Below are 21,218 nucleotides of genomic sequence, written 5' to 3'. Positions count from 1 at the left end.
CGCGTCGAAGCGATGAAATCTATCTCGATCATCCTCAACGGCGACCCGCGGCAGGTCCGCGAAGGCAGCATCGCCGACCTCGTTGCCTCGCTCGGCCTCGACGTGAAGAAGGTCGCGGTCGAGCGCAACCGCGCGATCGTGCCGCGCTCGACGCTTGCCGACGTCGCGCTTGCCGAGGGCGACGCGCTGGAAATCGTTCATTTTGTAGGAGGCGGTTGTTGACCGACAGTTGGAGCGTTGCCGGACGGACTTTCACGTCGCGGCTGATTGTCGGTACCGGCAAGTACAAGGATTTCGAGCAGAACGCCGCCGCGGTCGAGGCATCGGGGGCCGAGATCGTCACGGTCGCAGTGCGCCGCGTCAATGTGTCGGACCCCACCGCACCGATGCTGACCGATTATATCGATCCGAAGAAGATCACCTACCTGCCGAACACCGCGGGCTGCTTCAATGCCGACGACGCGATCCGCACCCTGCGGCTGGCGCGCGAGGCGGGCGGCTGGGATCTGGTGAAGCTGGAAGTGCTCGGCGAAGCGAAGACGTTGTATCCGAACATGCGCGAGACGCTGGAGGCGACCGAGGTGCTGGCCAAGGAAGGTTTCCTGCCGATGGTCTATTGCGTCGACGATCCGATCGCGGCGAAGCAGCTCGAGGATGCGGGCGCGGTCGCCGTGATGCCGCTCGGCGCGCCGATCGGTTCGGGACTGGGAATCCAGAACCGCGTCACGATCCGGCTGATCGTAGAGGGTGCGTCGGTGCCCGTGCTGGTCGATGCCGGGGTCGGCACCGCAAGCGACGCGGCGGTGGCGATGGAGCTCGGCTGCGATGGCGTGCTGATGAACACCGCGATCGCCGAGGCCAAGGATCCGATCCGCATGGCGCGCGCGATGAAGCTGGCGGTCGAGGCGGGGCGCGATGCCTATCTGTCCGGGCGAATGGGGCTGCGGCGCTATGCCGATCCCTCGAGCCCGCTGGCCGGGTTGATTTGACCGAAAACGCGCGGCGGCTTGCGATGTTCCGCCTGTGAAAACTATTATACGACAAGTGGTTAGTCGCAAAAATTCGCAACTTTGCCCGCTGTCCCTCGTTGATCCTGCATGAGGCGACCCCCTCGCGCCTCAGTGATCAAGGAGATACCCCATGGGCGAACTCAAGGACAAAGCAAAAGGCCTCGCCAACGAAGCCGTTGGCAACACCAAGCAGGCGATTGGCAAGGCAACCGACAATGAAAGCCTCCGCGCCAAAGGCGAAGCGCAGGAGCGCAAAGGCGAAGCCCAGAATCTGAGGGGCAAGGTCGAAGGCGCGCTCGGCAACAAAGTCTGACGATCGTTCGTCCCGCATGAAAAAGGCCCCGGGGATTCCCTCTCCCCGGGGCCTTTTCATTGCGTCTCGTGATTTGGCTTATTGGCCGCGCGCCTTATTTGCCCCCGGAGGCCACCAGGTCGACGTCGGTCATGCCGCCGTCTCGGCGCAGCATCACGACATAGGCCAGATCGCCTTTCGTGCCGCCGAGCATATGTTCGTCGCCGCGCACGCGGTGGTCGCTCGAATAGCCGGCGCGGACCGCCATCGTGTGATAATAATCGAGCACGGCCTGCGTCGATGCCGCGGTCTGGAAATTGACGACGCGGACGTTGCATTTGCCGCCCGCGACGCCTGCGGCCTCGCGCAAGGTTGCGCGCGGATAGACCTTGAACGCGGCTGGCAGGCGATCGGCCCAGGCGTTGCCATAGGTCAGCTTGGCGTCGCAGCCGCCCTTTTGCTGGTCACGCGCCAGCCCGCCGATCGTGACCGGACGTTTGGCGGCGCAATCGCCGCCGCAAGTTTCCTCGAACGGCAGGGCCTTGGGCGCTGCGAGCAGCTTGCCTGCGGCCTGCGCGGCTGCGGCTTCCGCGGCGGTGGCCGCCTTGCCGCCCGCCACGCCGGGCACGCCGCCGTCGACGGGCCTGTTGCCCGGACCGACGGCATTCTTGTTCGCTTGACCCGTCAGCTTCGGGTCGACCATGATCTTGTCTTCGAGCGCGCCCTTGACCGCCGGATCGGCGTTGGTCAGCCCGTCGTCGAGCGGCGCGAGATCCGCCTTGGCGTTCGGATTGTCGCGGCACCCCGCCAGCGGCGCGGTCGCCATCAGCAACCCGGCAACCAGCCATTTTCCCCGCACGATCATAGCTAACACTCCCTTAATATCTTACAGGGAATGCCCGATCCTGGTTAAAAAGACGCAAATAAAATGCGTTAACGGGTAAGACTTTGTTAGCCGAAAACTGTCTCTGAGCGAGACGGATCGAGGCCGGGTGCGGTGCGGATCAGCCGCGACGTCTCGACCGCGGCCTGGCGGTGGATCACCGCTTGCCGGTAAACGGGGTCGGTGACCATCTCCAGAAACGCGCCGCTGTTCGGATATTCGGCGACGAACATCGCGTTCCATGTCTCGTCCGCCGGGCCAATCAGCATGGCCTCCATCGTGCCGCGCCAGACGATGCCGCCCCCGACGCGCTGGAAGACCGGGCCGCTGTCCTTGCCATAGTTCGCATAGGCCTCGGCGCCGCTCAGGCCTGCGGCCGCGAGGGGATGATCAGCGGGATAGGTCGCCTTTTCCTTGAAGCGGACGAGGTTGAGCATGTGGATTGTCGTGTCGCGCGGCAACGCCTTGAACGCTTCGAACTGGGGGCGTTCGGGATCGATATGCTGGTCGCTCACGGCAGAAACTCCTTGCGATTGACGCGCCACTTGTCGGCGGTCTGGCGCCAGGCGTCGACGGGCGCGTCCTGAAACGGAGCGGGCAGGCGGGTGGGGCCGCTGTTCACTGCGCCGAGCCGCTTGGCCAGCGCCTGCGAGCGCGTGTTTGCGGGGTCGATGCAGTGCAGAAACTCGGACCATTTCAGAAACTCGACCGCAAAGTCGCACGCGGCGACCGCACCCTCGAACGCATAGCCCTTGCCGGCGAATTTCTCGCGCACGCCATAGGCAATCTCGTGCCCCGGCCAGCCGTCGGGCTCCCATGGACCCAGCCGCCCAACCCACTCGCCGGTTTCGCGCTCGATCACCGAAAACATCGAATATCCCCGGATATGCCACGCCCCGGCCAGTGTGCACCACAGCCGCCACGCCGACGCCCGCGGGCAGGCGCCTCCGATGAAGCGCATCGTGTCTTCCTCGGCGCACATTTCGGCGAAAGCGTCAAAATCCTCGGCGGACGGCGGGCGCAGGATCAACCGCTCGGTCACGAGCAGAGGGCCGTTCAACATATTATCACTCCCGCAGCATCTGGCCGATGCTTGTGCGGGAAGCGCGCGGGAGGGGCAAGCCGGATATGCCGACATGCCCGATATGCCGACATGATTGAGGGCGCCGACCGAAGTCGACGCCCTCTCCATCACGAGGTGCAGGTGGAGGGGTCTCGAACCCACACCCGCAACGGGTTCCTTTATCGCTTAGCGGCAGCGATATTTGTCTCTGTCGATCTCGCGACCCAGAAGCGCGCCACCGGCGGCGCCCAGCACCGTACCGAGCAGCTTGTCACCGTTGCCGGCGATCTCGTGGCCAGCCAGGCCGCCAACGGCGCCACCGATCAGCAGGCCGGTCGTGCCATTGTCTTTCTTGCAGCGATAACGGCCGTCGTTATCGCGCCAGATGCGCGTGTTGCCGTTCACGCGCTGGTCGCGTGAGGCGTAATAGCGGCGATCCTTCTTGCGATAAAAATCCGCCGACGTTTCGGCCTTGTGATAGCCCTGCGCCGGAGCGGCGCTCGACAGGCCGGCATAGGCCGGTGCGGTGCCCATGACGCTCGCGGCGACGAACACGCCCATCAGGCCTTTGGTGAGAGTCCGCATATCAAGTCCTTTCCTGGTCTCGACGCCTCGATCCGGTCAGGGACCCGGCGCTTCGAGAGGGAAAACGACCGGGGTCCGCCGGCCGTTGCATGAATATGCGGCAACAAGACGAAACGAGTGCATCCGTCGATGAGCCGAAAGCCTCTTGAAGGCGGGCGGCGGCCATGCGACATATCGGCCATGCTCAACATTGCCTCGCTCGTCATCGGCGCCATTGCGCTGGTTCTGGCCGTTTTCGCCTTCATCCCGCTGCTCGGCTGGGCGAACTGGCTTATCGTGCCGATCGCCGTCGTCGGTCTCGCGCTGGGTGCCATCTCGGACAAGACGGCCGGACGAAACCTCAATATCGTCGTCATCGTCATCGGCGTCGTCCGCCTGATGCTCGGCGGCGGCATCATCTGATCCAGAGCGGTTGACCGTCATGGCGCGTGCACCGGCCCCCGCTGGGAGCCATCAGGGCGGGCTGCCCTATGCGTTGGCGGCCTATGGCATCTGGGGCTTTGTCCCGCTCTTCTTCAAGCTGCTGACCAGCGTGCCGCCGGCCGAGGTGCTGGCCCAGCGGATCGTGTGGTCCTTGCCGCTCTGCTTTGTCATCATGGCGTTCCGGCGACAGATCGGCGACTATCTGGTCGCGCTGAAGGACTGGAAGACGCTGCGGTTGCTGCTGGCAAGCTCGGTGCTGATCGCGGTCAACTGGCTCGTCTATATCTATGCGATCTTCAGCGATCATGTGCTCGCGGCAAGCCTGGGCTATTATCTCAACCCGCTGATCAATGTGGTGCTGGGGATGATCTTCCTCGGCGAGCGGCTGTCGCGGTTGCAGTTGCTCGCGGCGGTCATCGCGGGGATCGGGGTCGCGATCCTGCTCGCGGGCGCGCTCGATACGCTGTGGATCAGCCTTACGCTCGCACTCAGCTTTGGTACCTATGGCCTCATCCGCAAGATCGTGCCGGTCGGGTCGCTGCCGGGCCTGGCGATCGAGACTACGGTGCTGCTGGTGCCTTCGCTGCTCGCGGCGGGCTATTATCTGTGGATCGGCGACGAGCGGGGCTTTGGATCGGGGACGTCGATCAGCCTGCTGTTGATGGCGGGCGGCGTCGTGACCGCCGTTCCCTTGCTGCTCTTCGCGACCGCGGCGCGCAGGATGAGCTATGCCGCGCTTGGCTTCGTCCAATATCTGGCGCCCAGCGTCGCTTTCCTGCTCAGCCTGTTCGTGTTCGACGAACCGCTGAAACCGGCGCAGCTGGCCTGTTTCCTGCTGATCTGGGTCAGCATTGCCGTGTTCAGTTTCGATATGTGGCGCAAGATGCGCGCCGATCGGATGATCGAGATCGCCTAGACGGTCATCGGTTTCGTCATGCCGCACTTGATCCGGCATCCATCGCGGCGCGGAAGGCATCGACCCCGGATCCAGTCGGCAATGATCCCACTGGGGCACGGAGGGGGTGCTCCCCTGGGATTTATCCCGATCCAGTCCGGGGTGACGAAGATTTTATACGATCCGCCACCCCAGCGTTTCGCCGGCGTGAAAGGGCACGACCTCGCCGATCGTGTCCGGCACCACCGTCGCGCCGCGTTCCAGCGTGATCGTGTCGCCGTTGAGCGCGAGGCCATAGAAATTCGGGCCATGCTCGCTCGCAAAGCCTTCGAACTTGTCGAGCGCGCCTTCCTCGTCGAACACCTGGATATAGCTTTCGAGCGCGTAGGGCGCGTTGAAGATGCCCGCACAGCCGCAGGCGGCCTCTTTCGTGTGCACGGCATGCGGCGCGCTGTCGGTGCCGAGGAAGAATTTGGGCGAGCCCGACACCGCCGCCGCGCGCACCGCAAGCCGATGCTGCTCGCGCTTCGCCACGGGCAGGCAATAGGCGTGCGGCCGGATGCCGCCGACGAGCATCGCGTTGCGATTGATGTGAAGATGCTGCGGCGTGATCGTCGCGCCGACATTCGCGGGCGCCGCGTGGACGAACGCGACGGCTTCGGACGTCGTAATATGCTCGAACACGATCTTGAGCTGCGGCAACTGCTGCACCAGCGGCGCGAGCGTGCGTTCGATGAACACTGCTTCGCGGTCGAAAATATCGACGTCATGGTCGGTGACTTCGCCGTGGATCAGCAGCGGCATGCCGATATCGGCCATCCGTTCGAGCACCGGCATGATGTTCGCGACGTCGGTGACGCCGTGCGCGCTGCCCGTCGTCGCGTGCGCGGGATAGAGTTTCGCCGCGGTGAACACCCCTGCGGCATGGCCGCGCTCCATCTGGCCGGGGTCGCTATCATCGGTCAGATAGGCGACGATCAGCGGCGTGAAGTCGAGGTCGGCAGGCACCGCGGCGCGAATGCGGTCGCGATAGGCGGCGCCTTCCTCGGCCGTCGTGACGGGCGGCGACAGATTCGGCATGATGATCGCACGCGCGAACTGCCGCGCGGTATAGCGCGCCACATGATCGAGCATCGCGCCGTCGCGCAGATGGACGTGCCAATCGTCGGGGCGGCGGATCGTCAGGCGGTCGGTCATGCGGGTCTCGCGGAAATGGATGCTTGGTTTTGGCTCGGCCGTCCCTAAATTATCGCCATGGCTAATACCACCCTGATCGACCGCGCGCTCATCCGTCTCTCCGGCGAGGATGTCCGCGGCTTCCTCCAGGGCCTCGTCACCAACGACACGTCGGGCAATCTGCCGGTGTGGGCGGCGCTGCTGACCGCACAGGGCAAGGTGCTGTTCGATTTCCTGATCTGGGGCGACGAGCAGGACGTGCTGATCGACTGCGAGCGCGATGCCGCGGGCGATCTGGCCAAGCGGTTGACGCTGTACCGGCTGCGCCGCGCGGTCACGATCGAACCCGAGCCCGACCTGTGCGTCCACTGGGCGCGCGAAGGCGACCTGGGCGTCGTCGACCCGCGGCTGCCCGAGCTTGGCCAGCGCTGGCTGGCGCCGGCCGGTGAAGGCGAAAGCGCCGATGCCGCATGGCGCGCGCATCGCCTGGCGCTCGGCGTCACCGAAGGCCGCGCCGAGCTGGGCGACGGGACGACGCTCTGGCTCGAATGCAACGCTGCCGAGCTCAACGGCGTCAGCTTCAGCAAGGGCTGTTATGTCGGGCAGGAAAATACCGCGCGGATGAACTGGCGGCAGAAGGTCAACCGGCGGCTCGTCGTCGTGCCGATCGCCGACGCCGATGCAAAGCGGCAAGTGGTCGCCTGGCCCGAACTGGGCTGTTCGGTCGAGCATCGCCGAGTCGAGGCGATCGATCCGGCCGCGGCGCCCGCCTGGATGCGCGAGGCGCTGACCGTCACCGGTTCATGACAGGTGCAGGCGGCTGTGATAGTCTTCCCGCCATGCGCGCTCTGCTGATTTCGTCGGTGCTTGCCGCCGCCTTCGCCGTTTCGCCAGCCCTTGCGGCCGAAACCTTGCTCGTCCCCGTTGTACCCGAAGACGCGTCGGCGCCCGCAAGGCTTGCGCCGCTCGCTGCGGATTCGCCGTGGACGGCGCGGTTCGAGGCGGCCGCCGACGAGTTGCTGCCCGCGCTCCGGTCGGGGGATGAAAGCCGTTGGGCGCCGCTGCTCGGCGGACGATGGCTCGCTACGGCCGATCGCGCGCGCGTGTCGGCGTTGCTGAGCGAACGGAGCAGCCCGTTTCGCCACGCGCTCTTTTCGCGCGCCTTGACCCATCGCGCGATATTGGGATGGCAACCGCCGGCGTCGCTGACCGCCGACGAGCAGGCCGCGATCGCGGCGCGGCCCGAAGCCGAGGCGATCGTCTGCTGGTCTTCCTATGGCGATGACCAATGGCCAAGCACCGCCGCCGAAGCCGACAATGCGCCGGGCCGGCGCTATGCCTGCACGCGCGTGACCTACAGCATTCGCGGCGAAACGCCGACGTGGCGGGCGTTTATCGAGCAAGGCGCAGGCGGGCCGGTTTAACCTTTCTCCAACCATGGCGGTTATAATATGCGCCGATGCTGGGGCGCTTTATCTCCTTGGTCGCGGTCATCGCGGCAGGCGCGATCGCGGTGGGGAGCATGGCGACCCGCGAGGTCGGCAAGGCCTCGCCCGTCGAAGCGTCAAATCACGGTAATGACAATTGGACGACCCAGCCGCGCAGCCATGGCAGCGGGCAAGCATCCGCGGCCCGCTCCTCGTCGGGCGAAGTGCGGATCGGCCGTGCCGGGGATTCGCATTTCTATGCCGATACCGCCGTCAATGGCACCAATATCCGCATGATGGTCGACAGCGGCGCGTCGCTCATCGCGCTGACGCGCCGCGATGCCGAGGCGATCGGGATCGATGTCGATCGCCTGCCCATCGCGGGGACCGCGAAAACGGCGGGCGGCGATGTGCCGATGCGCGTCGTGGTGCTCGATAGCGTCGAAGTCGATGGCATCGAGGTCCGCCGCGTCGAAGCTGCGGTGATCGATGCCGACATGGGCGTATCGCTGCTCGGCCAGAGCTATCTTTCCAAACTCGACGCGGTGAACGTCGAAGGCGACACGATGACGCTGCGCTAAGACGCAGGCTTGTCAAATCGGCGCGCTTTGCCCACATCGGGCGCCATGAACGCTCCCAATCCTCCGCTGCGTGCGGCGATCGTGCCCGTCACGGCCTTCCAGCAGAATTGCACCCTGCTGTGGTGCACCGAAACCAACAAGGCGGCCTTCGTCGATCCCGGCGGCGACCTGCCCAAGCTTCGCGAGGCCGTGCGCCAGACCGGTGTCGAGATCGAGAAGATCCTGGTGACCCACGGCCATATGGACCATTGCGGGCAGGCTGGCGTGCTGGCGAAGGAACTGGGCGTGCCGGTCGAAGGGCCGCACGAGGACGACCGTTTCTGGATCGAGGGGCTGGCGACCGCGGGCGAACGCTTCGGGATGGAGGGCGAGCCGTTCGAGCCCGACCGCTGGCTCGTCGATGGCGACAAGGTGACCGTCGGCAATCTCGAGATCGACGTGATCCATTGTCCCGGCCACACGCCGGGGCATGTCGTGTTCCATCACGCGCCGTCCAAGCTCGCGATCGTCGGCGATGTGCTGTTCCAGGGATCGATCGGCCGCACCGACTTTCCGCGCGGCGACCATCAGCAGCTGCTCGATTCGATCACGCAGAAGCTGTGGCCGCTCGGCGGCGATACCATCTTTCTGCCAGGGCATGGCGCGCACAGCAGCTTTGCGCAGGAGCGGCGCACCAACCCTTATGTCAGCGATACCGCGATCGGTGGGTGATCCCCCTCCCGCTAGCGGGAGGGGCGAATCCTACTTCGGCGCGACGATCTCGGTCTCGACGACCTTCGAGCTGAAGCTGACCGGCGTCAGATAGACGATCGCCACCGCGGTGATCGCCAGGCCGAGCTGCGTGACCATCGTGATGATCGTTCCGGCCATGCGGCCCCACATCATCCCGTCCATGCCGAGCGCGTGGAGGATACGGCCGACCAGATAGAGCGCGCCGACGGCCCACAGCCATATCGACGAGCCGAGGCCGAGTTCGACGAGCGCGAGCAGGATCAACACGAACGCCGTGTTCTCGACGAAATTGCTGTGCGCGCGCATGCGGCGGATCAGCGGTTCGCTGCCGCCGTCGCCGATCGACACCTTCTCGGTACCGCGGACCCGGCCGACGCGCATCGTGAGCCACAAATTGAGCAGCGCCGCCCCCGCGGCAATCGTCAGGCTGATCGGCAAGATTATCATATCGCTTCCCCCATATATTTGGCCGGTATTCCGGCGTGAGCGAGATGTGGCATTGCGCGACGGGTAGGGCAAGAGCGCCAATCTTGCTTCGTCATGGCGGAGTTGATCCCGCATCCGCCGCGGCGCTGACGCCATGCGCTCCGGATCTGGTTATCCCATCGGAGCAAATATGTGTCCCCCCGCGAAGGCGGGGGTCCAGCTTCGACGCGAAGCGCCGAAGTGTGCGCTGCCGCGCGCGTCCCTTGGGCCTGGGCTCCCGCCTTCATGGGGGAACATCTCTTTCTTCCCGAAGGGGGCAATTGCCGATCGGGTCCGGGGCAACGAAGGGAGAGTTGACCTTGCGCGATTTGTTACGTGCCTCAGGGGTTGCCTTTGCGGGCAAAAACGCTATAGCCCCGCCCGATCCGGCACCCGACACCAACTGGCGTTGAGGCACCTTCCGGCGGAAGATTTCTTGTCATTTTACAGGCAGGAACCACCCTTCGCACGGCGGGCGGGCCAGTCATTTCCGGCAACGGGAACGACAAGTTCGGGTTCGCCGATTCGTAGAAACATTTGATAATACAGGAAATATCATGGCTGTTCCCAAGCGAAAAACCTCGCCCTCGAAGCGCGGCATGCGTCGTAGCCACGACAGCCTGAAGGTCGAAGCCTTTCAGGAATGCCCGAATTGCGGCGAGCTGAAGCGCCCGCACAATCTTTGCAATGCTTGTGGCCACTATAATGGCCGCGAAGTGGTCGCCGGCGCCTAAGCCAAGCCGGAGGGCGCCCAGATGAGCCTCACACCGCGAATCGCAATCGATGCGATGGGCGGTGACGTCGGCGTGCGCATGATGCTCGCCGGCGCCGCTATGGCGCGCCATCGGCACGACGGCCTTCGCTTCATCCTCGTCGGCGACGAGGTGCAGATCAAGGCCGCGCTCGAAAACCACCCGAACCTGCGCGCCGCGTCGGACATCATCCACACCGATGGTGTCGTCAGCGGCGAGGACAAGCCCAGCCAGGCGATCCGCAAGGCGAAGAACAGCTCGATGGGGCTCGCGATCGACGCGGTGAAGCGCGGCGATGCCGGCGGCGCCGTTTCGGCGGGCAACACCGGCGCGCTGATGGCGATGGCAAAGATCGCGCTGCGCACGATGCCCGGCATCGACCGGCCGGCGCTCGCCGCGCTGCTGCCGACGCTGGGCGACAATGATGTCGTCATGCTCGACCTTGGCGCGAACACCGATTGCGACGCCAACAATCTGGTCCAGTTCGCGGTCATGGGTGCTGCCTATGCACGCACCGCGATGGGGCTTCAGCGGCCGCGTGTCGCGTTGCTCAACATCGGCACCGAAGAGCTGAAGGGCACCGACGAGATTCGCGACGCTGCCGCGCTGCTGCGCGATGCCAAGGGCCTGCCGATGGAATTCGCGGGCTTTATCGAAGGCGACAAATTGTCGCGCGGCGATGTCGATGTCATCGTCCATGACGGCTTCTCGGGCAATATCGCGCTGAAGACGATCGAGGGGACGGCGCGCTTCGTGACCGACCTGCTGCGCCGCGCCTTCACCAGTTCGGCGCGCTCGAAGATCGGCTTTCTGATCTCGCGCCCCGCGACCGAGTTGCTGCGCCATCATCTCGACCCGAACAACCACAATGGCGCGGTGTTCCTCGGCCTCAACGGCGTCGTGCTCAAGAGCCACGGCAGCGCCGATGCCAAAGGCGTGGCCAACTGCGTCCACCTTTGTGCCGAGTTGATCGAAAAGGATATCACGCGTCAGGTGACCGAGGATCTTGCCAATTTCCGCGGCCGGAACACGGCATGACCCTTCGTGCGATTCTGGCGGGTACCGGCTCGGCGTTGCCGCGCACCCGCGTCTCGAATGCCGAGCTCGCCAAGCGCGTCGACACCAGCGACGAATGGATCGTCGAACGCACCGGCATCCGCTTTCGCCACATCGCCGAGCCTGACGAGACGACCGCGACGCTCGGCGCTGCGGCCGCACGCGAAGCGTTGAAGGCGGCGGGGCTCGAAGCGTCGGATATCGGCCTGATCATCGTCGCGACGGCGACGCCCGACAATACGTTCCCGGCGAGCGCCACGAAAGTGCAGGCGCTGATCGGCGCGCCCGATTGCATCGCGTTCGATGTCGCGGCGGTCTGTTCGGGCTTTCTCTATGCCGTATCGGTTGCCGACTCGATGCTGCGCACCGGCGCCGCGAAACGCGCGCTCGTCATCGGCAGCGAAACCTTCAGCCGGATCCTCGACTGGGAGGATCGCACCACCTGCGTGCTCTTCGGCGACGGAGCAGGCGCGGTCGTGCTTTCGGCCGAAGACGTTGCCGACGATCGCGGCATTCTGGCGACTCGGCTCCATGCCGAGGGTAAATATACTGACATGCTCTATGTCGATGGCGGTCCGTCGACGACCGGCACCGTCGGCCATGTTCGCATGCAAGGGCGCGAAGTGTTCCGGCATGCCGTCACCAATCTGGCCAATGTGCTGGGAGAGGTCATGGCCGATGTCGGGATGTCGCCGACCCAGATCGACTGGGTCGTGCCGCACCAGGCGAACAAGCGCATCATCGACGCGACCGCGAAAAAGCTGGGTTTGCCGCCGGAACGCGTCGTTCTGACCGTCGACCAGCATGCCAATACCTCGGCGGCATCGGTGCCGCTCGCGCTCGATCTTGCGGTGCGCGACGGGCGCATCAAACGCGGCGATCTGGTCGTTCTGGAAGCGATGGGCGGCGGCTTTACGTGGGGCGCGGCGGTCCTGCGCGTCTAGAACGCCGCTTCACCGCATCAACTTCTCGCTCCATCCGTTTCAGTTTGGCGGATTAATTCGCATTTGTTACATAGAACACAGGGACTCGTGACGGTGGGGGCTGTCAGAGGCTTTCTCGTGCTTATGCTTCAGGAGGGGAAGGGAACATCATGGCAGCAGGGACTCTTACGCGCGCCGACATCGCGACGCGGATCAACCAGCAGATTGGCCTGTCGCGGAACGAGTCGGCGACGATCGTCGAATCGATCCTCGATTCGATGTCCGAGGCGCTTGCCGACGGGCAGAATGTGAAGATTTCGGGGTTCGGCACCTTCGTACTGCGCGACAAGGCGCAGCGGATCGGCCGCAATCCCAAGACCGGCATCGAAGTGCCGATCCTGCCGCGGCGGGTGATGACCTTTCGTGCCAGCCAGTCGATGCGCGCGCGCGTCGCCGGCAAGTAATCCGGGCGCGGGGCCCGCATTATGTCTGATTTTTCCGAGCGCAGCGACGGCGGCAAATCCGCCGGCGCGATGCTGGCAATCGGCGAGCTTGCCGACCGCATCGGCGTGCCGACGCATGTGCTGCGCTATTGGGAGACGCGCTTCCCGCAGCTTCGCCCGCTCCAGCGCTCGGGCCGTCGCCGCTATTACCGCACCGAGGATGTCGCGCTGGCCGAACGCATCCATCACCTGCTGCATGTGAGGGGCTTTACCGTCGAGGGCGCGCGCAAGGCACTGTCCGAGCCGAATGGCGCGGCGCGATCCGAAGCCCCCGCGCCGATTGGCGTGCCCGCCGCAAACGGAGCGCAAGCCATTCCGGTGGAAGCGCTCGTCGCGCTGCGCCAGCGGCTCGCCGCCGCGCTCGGCTGACCGGCGTCAGCGACCGCCTTCGCCGGTTGTTGCCGTTGATCCTCCCTGTCGCGCAGCGATGGGGAGGTGGCAGCGCGCAGCGCTGACGGAGGGGCCATGACACCGCCGTCGCAAGGCCCCTCCACCATCCGCTTCGCGGACGGTCCCCCTCCCCATGGCTGCGCCACAGGGAGGAACCCCTCACTCCTCGTCATCCTGAACTTGTTTCAGGATCCATGGGGCGCCGTACCCTTCAGCACCGCGCGAAATGAAAGGTCCGGCCGTGGATGCTGAAACAAGTTCAGCATGACGGAGGGCTAGCGACCGATTGCGGATGATCGTGACGTGTTCCCCGGCGAAGGCCGGGGTCCACAGCGTGCGCACGCAACGCCGGCTCTGCGACACCCTGGGCCCCGGCTTTCGCCAGGGAACACGCTGGGTCGGACGAACGGTCCGCTCACCACCCCAAATCGGTCGCCGGCGTCAGTCGTCGTCCATCGCCGGCGCGAGCGCCGGGTCGAGATCGCGCGGGCGGACAAAGGCCGCGATCCGCGCCATGTCGACGTCGAGATCGTGCCAGTCGGCGATGTCGAGTTCGAGCCGGACGAGCGCCGAGGTGGGAAGCTTCTCTTCGACCTCGGCGCGCAAGGCGCCGCCCTCGCCTTCGGGAACGAGCATCAGCACCAGATCCTCGAGCCCCGGATTATGGCCCGAGATCAAAAGGTCGGTCGATTCGCGCCCCATGTCGCGGATGACGTCGATCAGCGTCGCCGCCGAAGCGAGATAGATGCGCCGGTCCCAATGCGGTTCGATACGGTCCAGATTCGCCGCAGGCTGGAACAGGTCGAGCGTTTCGGTGACGCGCACCGCGGGCGAGGCGATGATCCGGTCGACGGGCATTGCCTGCCGCTTCACATATTGGCCGATGATCTCCGCGCCGCGGCGCCCGCGCGCGTTGATCGGGCGGTCGAAATCGCGCTCGACCTGCACGTCCCAGCCCGACTTCGCGTGCCGCAGGATGGTCAAAGTCTTCAAAATCGCTCCCCGCGCTGCCTCGATCCCCTCAATCAAAAACTCTGTGCCGCAATCTTATGACGGTGAAAAGGCGGGATATGCGCTTTTTCGCTGTCGGATATTGGCAGCCGCGACGTGATTGACCGCTTCGTCGAGCGGCAGGCGGCGGATCGGCGTGCCTTCGGGGAAGGCGCTGAGCAGCCTGGAAGGGAAGCTGGGCGAGAGCATGACGAACTGTCCGAAATCGTCGGCGCGGCGGATCAGGCGGCCGAACGCCTGGCCGATCCGCGCGCGAATCACGCTGTCGTCATAGGCGCTGCCGCCCTGCGCGGCGCGGCGCGCGGCGTGGAGGATCGTCGGGCGCGGCCAGGGGACGCCCTCCATGACCACCAGCCGCAGCGAATCGCCCGGAACGTCGACCCCGTCGCGCAGCGCATCGGTGCCGAGCAGCGAGGCGTGCGGGTCGGCGCGAAAGATATCGACGAGCGTCCCGGTGTCGAGCGGATCGACATGCTGCGCATAGAGCGGCAGCCCGGCGCGCGCGAGGCGATCGGCGATGCGCGCATGCACGATGCGCAGCCGCCGGATCGCGCTGAACAGTCCAAGCGCGCCGCCGCCCGATGCCTCGATCAACCGGCTGTACGCGCCGGCGAGCGCGGGCAGGTCGCCGCGCGCTATATCGGTGACGATCAGCACCTCGGACTGGCGCGCATAATCGAACGGGCTGGGCACGGCGAAATGCTGGACGCCGCCGTCCATGTGCCGCGCGCCGGTGCGGATGTCGGCGTCGGCCCAACCGCCGTTGCCGGGCGCACCGCTGCGCAGCGTCGCCGACGTCACGAGCACGCCTTGCGCGGGGCGATAGACGATCTCGGCAACAGGACGCGCCGGGTCGAGCCAGTGGCGGTGGAGCCCAAGGTCGAATTCGCGCCCGTCGAAGCGGTCGACCGCAAGCCAGTCGACGAAGTCGGGATTGGCGGGCCCGCCGACGCGGCCGAGCAGCGACAGCCAGCCGCCCAATGTGTCGATCCGGGTCCCCAGGCTGTTGCGCGCGCCGTCGACGCGCGCCCGCGCCTGGCCATCGAGCCAGTCGGGAGGATCGTCGACCAGCGCGTCGAGCCGTTTGCCGAGCGCCATCAGCGGGCGCAGCAACGCCTCGATCGCATCGCTCGCGCTTGCTGCTGCGGCGACCAGGTCGGGGTCGGGGTCGGCGAGTTCGGTCTCGAGGCCATAGCCGCTGTCGCCGGTCCGCGCGTCGACCGCGCGCGCATAGACCATCGCGCGCACCGCAACGAGCAGCCGCTCGATCGCGCCCCACGGATCATTTTCGGCGAGCCGCGCGAGCCAGCCGTCGCCGGGCAACTCGCCTGCGGCCTGGATCGCGGCCTGAATCGCCTTGTCGCCGCCTTCGTCATAGCTCGCGACATCGGCCAGCCGCGCCGCCAGCCCGCGCCGCCGCCCGCGCGACTTGCCTTCGGGGCCGAGCACCCAGCGGCGGATTTCGACCGCTTCCTGCCCGGTCAGCGCCGCGGCAAACATGCTGTCGGCGGCGTCCCACAGATGATGGCCTTCGTCGAAGATCAGCCGCGTCGCCGGCGCGCCGCCGTCACGTGGCCGCGCGGCCTGCACCATCGTCAGTGCATGGTTGGCGATGATGATGTCGGCCTGCGTCGCGGCGCGCGCCGACCGTTCGATGAAGCATTTGCGGAAATGCGGGCAGCCGGCATAGATGCACTCGCCGCGCCGGTCGGTCAGCGCCGTCGTCCCGTTGCGGCGGAAGAGGGCAGGGAGCCAGCCGGGCAGGTCGCCGCCGACCATGTCGCCGTCGCGGCTATATGCCGCCCAACGCGCGACGAGCTGCGCAAGGATCGCGGCGCGGCCCGAGAAGCCGCCTTGCAGGGCGTCTTCCAGATTGAGCAGGCAGAGGTAATTTTCGCGCCCCTTGCGCACGACCACCTTTTCGCGGTGCGTCGCGGCGTCGGGATAAAGCTTTTCGGTCTCGCGCGACAATTGGCGTTGCAGCGCCTTGGTGAAGGTCGAGATGCAGACGGCGCCTGCCGACTGGTCGATCCACTGCTTGGCGGGGGCGAGATAGCCCAGCGTCTTGCCGATGCCCGTGCCCGCTTCGGCGACAAGCATCTGCGGCGCATCCTTGCGTTCGCGCGGCTCGAAGATCGTCGCGGTGGCGCGGGCATAATCCTGCTGGCCCGATCGGCGCTCGGCCCCGTCGCCGGTCAACCGGTCGAGCCGGGCGCTGACGTCGTCGGGGTTGATCGTCACCTGCCGCGGCTGCGCGCGCGGCGGCGCTTCTTCCCATTCGGGCAAGCGCGCGAACAGCCAGCGATCGGCCTTGTCGGGCGGGTCGAGGCGCGGCTGGATCAGCGAAGCCCACGGCCAGCGCTGGCGCGCCAGCGCCTGCAGCCCGTGCCACGCGCCCTCGCGCTCGGGCCAGTCGGGATCGTCGAGGCTCGCCAGCATCGCTGCCGCGGCTTGCGGCAGGAAGAGGGCAATATCCTCTTCGGTCTTCGGCGCGTCGAGCCCGGCTGCCGCGGCGATGCCCGCGGGGGTCGGTACCGCGAAGCGCGCGGGATAAAGGAAGGCGAAGAGTTCGAGCAGGTCGAGCCCCGACAATTCGGGGTAGCCGAGCCGGTCGCCGGTCAGCGTTGCGCCGAGCAACAGGTGCGGCGTCGCCGCGACCGCCGCAATCGCCTCGCCGCGCCCGACACGCTGGACGCGCCCGTCGGCGGTCGCGATCCAGATGCCGACATGGCTCGCATGAATCGCGGGCAGGGCAAGAGGATCGACGCGGGGGAGCATCGGGCGACGCTAGGGACAAAAGGCGAACGCGGCAAGCAGGGCCTTGCGCTGATACGATCTCCTAATCCGTTTGTCCTGAGCTTGTCGAAGGACCGCTCTTGCCTTTCGCCAGCACCGAAATTCGATCCCAATTGCCGCGGATCAGCGCCATCATTTTCGCGCGGCTCCACCCTTTTATTCGGCTTTATTCGACGCTCTGCCTCCAGCGCCTCAATTCGCGCCGAAAACTCCTGACTCCAAACGAGCGTGACGGCCCTTCGACAAGCTCAGGGCGAACGGATCAATCCGTTATGGATCAGCTCAGCCCGCGACGCCCAAAGACCGGCGCGCGGTTGTTCAGGAAAACCTGCGCCGGGTCGACCGGCACGATGTTCCGCGCGCGATTCAAGGCGTTGTAAAGCGGACCGTGCGTCAGTTCATAAGGGAAGCGCACGCCCATGCGGTCGATCTCCGACCACATGACGACCGCATAGACGACTTCGCCGCCATAATGGATTTCGCAGCGTGATCGCGCGGGCATGCTCGCTCCGTCGATCCGCGCACCGCCTTCCGACAGATCGGTGATCTGGCCGTCGATGAAGTTGAGCACGCCATTGACGGTGACGTCGATCGCGACCGGAGTGCGTTTGTGGCTGCGCGCCGTGGGGGAGCGAAAATCTTCCATGCGCCGACGCTACGCCGACATGGTAAATTTTGTGGTAACGATGTTCGCGCCATCGCGGCCGATCGGGGCGGCCTGTTGCAAGCCGCGTCCGACAATGATTTACCGAGCGCATGGTCCGCCCGATCATCCTCTACGGCATCGGCCTCGCTGCGGCGGCCTTTCTGCTCGAGTGGCTGAATTACAAGCATGTCGTGCACCGCTGGTCGGCCGAATTCTACATCGCCTGCATCGCGGTGATTTGCGTCGCACTCGGCATATGGGTCGGCAGCCGCCTGACCGCGCGGCCGCGCCAGGCCTTTGTCCGCAACGATGCCGCGATCGCCGCGCTGGGGATCAGCGCGCGCGAGTGCCAGGTGCTCGAAATGCTCGCCGCGGGTCACGCCAACAAGGTCATCGCGCGCCAGCTCGATATCTCGCCCAACACGGTCAAGACCCATATCGCCCGGGTTTACGAAAAGCTGGCGGTCGCCAGCCGGACGCAGGCGGTGCAAAAGGCGCGGACGCTGGACATTCTGCCGTAAAATCGGGCTAAATTGGCCAAATCACCCGTTTGGGCGATGGATTTCGTCCGTTGTTTCGGCCCATCCCGCATGGCATTCATCCATCGGGGAGACAGGATATGGGCAGGATCATCGCAGTCTATGGCGTCCTATCGGGCGTCATCGTTATTCTTGGCATGTATACCAGCATCGCCGTCATTTCCGATCATGGCACGATGGGGATGGTCGCCGGCTATCTGTCGATGCTGGTCGCGCTGCTGTTCGTTTTCGTCGGCGTGAAGCGCTATCGCGACGTCAATCTGGGCGGCGTGATCGGTTTCGGAAAGGCATTGATGGTCGGGCTGGGCATCGCGGGCGTCGCGTCGCTCTTCTACGTGCTGAGCTGGGAGGTCTATATGTGGCAGACCGGCGGAACCTTCATGGCCGAATATATTGCCCAGAGCATCGAGAGCATGCGCGCGGCGGGCAAGTCGGCGGCGGAGGTTGCCAAATTTTCGGCCGAGATGAATGCGATGGCCGAGCAATACAAGAACCCCGCCTTCCGCATGGCGCTGACCTTCATGGAAATATTGCCCGTCGCGCTGCTGGTGTCGATCGTATCCGCGGCCTTGCTGCGCAAGAGCAGCTTCATGCCCGCGACACAGCCGCGCGGGTGAATCGAGGCGGCGCAACATTTCCGGGCGGCGACCGAACTATCGGCTTTCCTACATTGCACCGGCGTGCTTCATAATGCCAATGCCGCCAGCCAACGCCCTTCTGCTTAAAGCCACAAAGGACACATTTTGGGCGCGCGCGTGCGGGGCTTTTGTGGCTTTAAGCCTGGGCAAGGACGGGGCAGCAACGCGAATTGCGCGTGAAGTTACGCAGTTTTCTGCGCTTCTTCCCATCAGGCCTTGTTGCCGCTATGGGCGCAGCCATGACTGACTTGCACCTGCATCCTTCGCTGCGCGAACCCGCGCAAACGTCCAAGGCCTGGCCGTTCGAGGAAGCGCGCAAGCTGGTGAAACGCTATCCCGACGGCAAGCCCGGCGGCGACGCGATCATCTTCGAGACCGGCTATGGTCCGTCGGGCCTGCCGCATATCGGCACCTTCAACGAAGTGCTGCGCACGACGATGGTCCGCCGCGCCTATGAGGCGCTGACCGCCAATGAATCGGGAGTGGCCGCGGCGACGCGGCTTGTCGCGTTCAGCGACGACATGGACGGGCTGCGCAAGGTTCCCGATAATGTGCCGAACGGCGACATGCTGCGCGCCTATCTTGGCAAGCCGCTCACCGACATTCCCGATCCGTTCGGCAAGTTCGAAAGTTTCGCGCACCATAACAATGCGAAGCTGCGCGAATTTCTCGACCGGTTCGGCTTCGAATATGAATTCGTCAGTTCGACCGAGCGCTACAAGGCGGGCGCGTTCGACGACGCGCTGAAGAATGTGCTGCGCCACAATCAGGACATTCTCGACATCATGCTGCCGACGCTGCGTGCCGAGCGTGCGGCGACCTATTCGCCGATCCTGCCGGTCAGCCCAAAGTCGGGCGTCGTGCTCCAGGTTCCGGTGACCGTCGTCGATGCCGATGCCGGGCTCGTGTCGTTCGAGGACGAAGGCGAGACGATTACCCATTCGATTCTGGGCGGCGGCGCCAAGCTGCAATGGAAGGTCGACTGGGCGATGCGCTGGGTCGCATTGGGCGTCGATTATGAAATGTACGGCAAGGACCTGACCGACAGCGGCGTCCAGTCGGGCAAGATCGCCAAGGCGCTCGGCGGGCGGAAGCCCGAGGGGCTGATCTACGAGATGTTCCTCGACGAAAAGGGCGAGAAGATTTCGAAGTCGAAGGGCAACGGCCTCAGCCTCGAGCAATGGCTCGACTATGGCAGCGAGGAAAGCCTGGCCTTTTTCGCCTATCGCGAGCCCAAGGCGGCGAAGCAGCTGCACATCGGCGTGATCCCGAAGGCGGTCGACGAATATCTGCAGATGCGCGGCAATTATCCCACGCAGGAGCCTGACAAGCGGCTCGGCAATCCGGTGCATCATGTCCATGTCGCGCGCGGCGAGGATATCCCTCCGGCCGAACTGCCGGTGACGTTCGGCTTGCTGCTCAATCTGGTCGGGGTGATGGGCGCCGATGCGTCGAAGGACCAGATCTGGCGCTATCTCGGCCAATATGTCGAAGGCGCGAACGCGGCCACCTATCCCGAGCTCGATCGGCTGATCGACAATGCGATGGCGTATAACCGCGACTATGTCGCGCCGACGCTCCATCGCCGCAAGCCGCAGGGCGGCGAAGGCGCGGCGCTCGCCGAACTCGACGCAAGGCTTGCTGCACTGCCCGCCGATGCCGGCGCCGACGATATCCAGAATATCGTGTACGAGATCGGCAAGAACGAAGCCTATGCGTTTGAAAACCTGCGCGACTGGTTCAAGGCGCTTTATGAGACGCTGCTCGGATCGAGCGCGGGGCCGCGCATGGGCAGCTTCATCGCGCTGTTCGGGATCGACAACACGCGGCGGCTGATTGCCGAGGCTCTGGCGTGACCGGAACGATCGAGATCTTCACCACCGGCGGGACGATCGACAAGGTCTATTTCGACGCCTTGTCCGAATATCAGGTGGGCCCGACGGCGCTTCCCGACCTGCTGCGAGAGAATAATGTCCATGTCCCGCACCGCGTGACCCAGTTGATGCGCAAGGACAGCCTCGAACTCGACGATGCCGATCGCGCGAAAATCCGGGCCGCGGTCGTCGCCAGCGACGCGTCGCGCATTCTCGTCACGCACGGCACCGATACCATGCCCGTCACCGGACGCGTCCTGAAGGATATTCCGGGCAAGACGATCGTGATGACGGGTGCCATGCAACCGGCGTCGGTGCGCGCGAGCGACGCCGAATTCAACGTCGGCTTTGCGCTGGCCGCGGCGCAGACCTTGCCGCCTGGCGTCTACATCGCGATGAACGGGATGATCTTCGACCCCGCGACGACGGTGAAGGACCGCGCGGGCGCGCGCTTCGTGTCGAGCGCCGCATGACAATCGCCCGCGCGGCGTAACCTTTTGCCGATCCGTCCGAATACTCAGCATGGACGGACATCGGGTCCCTCCATCGCACCATCCT

At 65.4% G+C, this 21,218-nt stretch carries 27 protein-coding genes; 18 read left to right on the top strand and 9 right to left on the bottom strand.

What is annotated here, in order from left to right; all coding sequences use genetic code 11:
- Positions 1-12 precede the first annotated feature (12 nt).
- The 3 genes from thiS to ACO055_RS06655 all read left to right on the top strand — a co-directional run bounded on the left by thiS (position 13) and on the right by ACO055_RS06655 (position 1,323).
- Positions 13-222, top strand: a complete 210-nt coding sequence (gene thiS, locus ACO055_RS06665; protein ID WP_422061804.1) for a sulfur carrier protein ThiS — start codon at positions 13-15, stop codon at positions 220-222.
- Positions 219-989, top strand: a complete 771-nt coding sequence (locus ACO055_RS06660; protein WP_422061803.1) for a bifunctional sulfur carrier protein/thiazole synthase protein — start codon at positions 219-221, stop codon at positions 987-989. Before thiS ends, ACO055_RS06660 begins: the two co-directional genes overlap by 4 nt.
- A 151-nt stretch (positions 990-1,140) precedes the next feature.
- Complete coding sequence (locus ACO055_RS06655) at positions 1,141-1,323, top strand: CsbD family protein (RefSeq protein WP_422061802.1); 183 nt, start codon at positions 1,141-1,143, stop codon at positions 1,321-1,323.
- 94 nt (positions 1,324-1,417) lie between these two features.
- Here ACO055_RS06655 and ACO055_RS06650 read toward each other — a convergent pair whose 3' ends face one another.
- The 4 genes from ACO055_RS06650 to ACO055_RS06635 form a co-directional block, all read right to left on the bottom strand.
- A complete protein-coding gene (locus ACO055_RS06650; protein WP_422061801.1) occupies positions 1,418-2,167 on the bottom strand; it encodes a hypothetical protein in 750 nt (249 codons plus the stop codon).
- An 86-nt stretch (positions 2,168-2,253) separates the two neighbouring features.
- Entirely contained in the window at positions 2,254-2,700 is a 447-nt protein-coding gene (locus tag ACO055_RS06645) for a DUF1330 domain-containing protein (RefSeq protein WP_422061800.1), read from the bottom strand.
- Positions 2,697-3,248 carry a GNAT family N-acetyltransferase gene (locus ACO055_RS06640; protein ID WP_422061799.1) on the bottom strand — a complete coding sequence of 184 codons (552 nt, stop codon included), beginning with the start codon at positions 3,246-3,248 and terminating at the stop codon, positions 2,697-2,699. The genes ACO055_RS06645 and ACO055_RS06640 overlap by 4 nt, the downstream gene beginning before the upstream one ends.
- A 186-nt stretch (positions 3,249-3,434) precedes the next feature.
- Complete coding sequence (locus ACO055_RS06635; protein WP_422061798.1) at positions 3,435-3,833, bottom strand: glycine zipper 2TM domain-containing protein; 399 nt, start codon at positions 3,831-3,833, stop codon at positions 3,435-3,437.
- 180 nt (positions 3,834-4,013) lie between these two features.
- Here ACO055_RS06635 and ACO055_RS06630 point away from each other — a divergent pair, with 180 nt between their 5' ends.
- Positions 4,014-4,235 (top strand): hypothetical protein, encoded by a 222-nt coding sequence (locus ACO055_RS06630; protein WP_422061797.1) that lies wholly within the window; start codon positions 4,014-4,016, stop codon positions 4,233-4,235.
- A gap of 19 nt (positions 4,236-4,254) precedes the next feature.
- Entirely contained in the window at positions 4,255-5,172 is a 918-nt protein-coding gene (gene rarD / locus ACO055_RS06625; RefSeq protein WP_422061796.1) for an EamA family transporter RarD, read from the top strand.
- Between the two features lie 153 nt (positions 5,173-5,325).
- Here rarD and pyrC read toward each other — a convergent pair whose 3' ends face one another.
- Positions 5,326-6,348 (bottom strand): dihydroorotase, encoded by a 1,023-nt coding sequence (gene pyrC, locus ACO055_RS06620; RefSeq protein ID WP_422061795.1) that lies wholly within the window; start codon positions 6,346-6,348, stop codon positions 5,326-5,328.
- A gap of 57 nt (positions 6,349-6,405) precedes the next feature.
- Here pyrC and ACO055_RS06615 point away from each other — a divergent pair, with 57 nt between their 5' ends.
- From ACO055_RS06615 to ACO055_RS06600, 4 genes are read left to right on the top strand one after another with little or no spacing between them, the layout of a single operon-like run.
- Positions 6,406-7,134: a YgfZ/GcvT domain-containing protein gene (locus ACO055_RS06615; RefSeq protein ID WP_422061794.1), complete on the top strand. Its 729-nt coding sequence runs from the start codon at positions 6,406-6,408 to the stop codon at positions 7,132-7,134.
- 32 nt (positions 7,135-7,166) lie between these two features.
- A complete protein-coding gene (locus ACO055_RS06610; protein ID WP_422061793.1) occupies positions 7,167-7,751 on the top strand; it encodes a hypothetical protein in 585 nt (194 codons plus the stop codon).
- Between the two features lie 35 nt (positions 7,752-7,786).
- A complete protein-coding gene (locus tag ACO055_RS06605; protein ID WP_422061792.1) occupies positions 7,787-8,335 on the top strand; it encodes a retropepsin-like aspartic protease family protein in 549 nt (182 codons plus the stop codon).
- 45 nt (positions 8,336-8,380) lie between these two features.
- Positions 8,381-9,046 (top strand): MBL fold metallo-hydrolase, encoded by a 666-nt coding sequence (locus ACO055_RS06600; protein WP_422061791.1) that lies wholly within the window; start codon positions 8,381-8,383, stop codon positions 9,044-9,046.
- Positions 9,047-9,076: 30 nt separating this feature from the next.
- On the opposite strand, the gene ACO055_RS06595 is transcribed toward ACO055_RS06600, so the two are convergent.
- The gene (locus ACO055_RS06595) at positions 9,077-9,514 is read right to left on the bottom strand and encodes an MAPEG family protein (RefSeq protein WP_422061790.1); all 438 of its coding nucleotides are present in this window, start codon (positions 9,512-9,514) and stop codon (positions 9,077-9,079) included.
- 575 nt (positions 9,515-10,089) lie between these two features.
- Here ACO055_RS06595 and rpmF point away from each other — a divergent pair.
- The 5 genes from rpmF to ACO055_RS06570 all read left to right on the top strand — a co-directional run bounded on the left by rpmF (position 10,090) and on the right by ACO055_RS06570 (position 13,135).
- Entirely contained in the window at positions 10,090-10,266 is a 177-nt protein-coding gene (rpmF, locus tag ACO055_RS06590; RefSeq protein WP_053553947.1) for a 50S ribosomal protein L32, read from the top strand.
- A gap of 21 nt (positions 10,267-10,287) precedes the next feature.
- On the top strand, positions 10,288-11,322 hold the full coding sequence (gene plsX / locus ACO055_RS06585; protein WP_422061789.1) for a phosphate acyltransferase PlsX: 1,035 nt from the start codon (positions 10,288-10,290) through the stop codon (positions 11,320-11,322).
- Positions 11,319-12,284 (top strand): beta-ketoacyl-ACP synthase III, encoded by a 966-nt coding sequence (locus ACO055_RS06580; RefSeq protein WP_422061788.1) that lies wholly within the window; start codon positions 11,319-11,321, stop codon positions 12,282-12,284. Before plsX ends, ACO055_RS06580 begins: the two co-directional genes overlap by 4 nt.
- 149 nt (positions 12,285-12,433) lie before the next feature.
- The gene (locus ACO055_RS06575) at positions 12,434-12,727 is read left to right on the top strand and encodes an integration host factor subunit alpha (RefSeq protein WP_422061787.1); all 294 of its coding nucleotides are present in this window, start codon (positions 12,434-12,436) and stop codon (positions 12,725-12,727) included.
- Positions 12,728-12,748: 21 nt separating this feature from the next.
- Positions 12,749-13,135, top strand: a complete 387-nt coding sequence (locus tag ACO055_RS06570; protein WP_422061786.1) for a MerR family transcriptional regulator — start codon at positions 12,749-12,751, stop codon at positions 13,133-13,135.
- A 462-nt stretch (positions 13,136-13,597) separates the two neighbouring features.
- On the opposite strand, the gene ACO055_RS06565 is transcribed toward ACO055_RS06570, so the two are convergent.
- From ACO055_RS06565 to ACO055_RS06555, 3 genes are all read right to left on the bottom strand, one after another.
- Complete coding sequence (locus ACO055_RS06565) at positions 13,598-14,149, bottom strand: SixA phosphatase family protein (protein WP_422061785.1); 552 nt, start codon at positions 14,147-14,149, stop codon at positions 13,598-13,600.
- A 54-nt stretch (positions 14,150-14,203) separates the two neighbouring features.
- Complete coding sequence (locus tag ACO055_RS06560; RefSeq protein ID WP_422061784.1) at positions 14,204-16,945, bottom strand: ATP-dependent DNA helicase; 2,742 nt, start codon at positions 16,943-16,945, stop codon at positions 14,204-14,206.
- Between the two features lie 295 nt (positions 16,946-17,240).
- Positions 17,241-17,609, bottom strand: coding sequence for a PilZ domain-containing protein (locus tag ACO055_RS06555; protein WP_422061783.1), 369 nt, complete (start codon positions 17,607-17,609; stop codon positions 17,241-17,243).
- A 110-nt stretch (positions 17,610-17,719) separates the two neighbouring features.
- On the opposite strand from ACO055_RS06555, the gene ACO055_RS06550 reads away from it, so the two are divergent.
- The 4 genes from ACO055_RS06550 (at position 17,720) to ACO055_RS06535 (ending at position 21,133) form a co-directional block, all read left to right on the top strand.
- Positions 17,720-18,130: a helix-turn-helix domain-containing protein gene (locus ACO055_RS06550; protein ID WP_422061782.1), complete on the top strand. Its 411-nt coding sequence runs from the start codon at positions 17,720-17,722 to the stop codon at positions 18,128-18,130.
- A gap of 98 nt (positions 18,131-18,228) precedes the next feature.
- Positions 18,229-18,765, top strand: a complete 537-nt coding sequence (locus ACO055_RS06545; RefSeq protein ID WP_422061781.1) for a DUF4199 domain-containing protein — start codon at positions 18,229-18,231, stop codon at positions 18,763-18,765.
- A gap of 260 nt (positions 18,766-19,025) precedes the next feature.
- Positions 19,026-20,642, top strand: coding sequence for a lysine--tRNA ligase (locus ACO055_RS06540; protein WP_422061780.1), 1,617 nt, complete (start codon positions 19,026-19,028; stop codon positions 20,640-20,642).
- Positions 20,639-21,133, top strand: a complete 495-nt coding sequence (locus ACO055_RS06535; RefSeq protein WP_422061779.1) for an asparaginase domain-containing protein — start codon at positions 20,639-20,641, stop codon at positions 21,131-21,133. The genes ACO055_RS06540 and ACO055_RS06535 overlap by 4 nt, the downstream gene beginning before the upstream one ends.
- Positions 21,134-21,218 lie beyond the last annotated feature (85 nt).

This window comes from Sphingopyxis sp. (assembly GCF_965227415.1).
GTDB lineage: Bacteria > Pseudomonadota > Alphaproteobacteria > Sphingomonadales > Sphingomonadaceae > Sphingopyxis.
The sequence above is the reverse complement of the archived record's forward strand: the minus strand, read 5'-3'. Positions and strand labels throughout refer to the sequence as shown.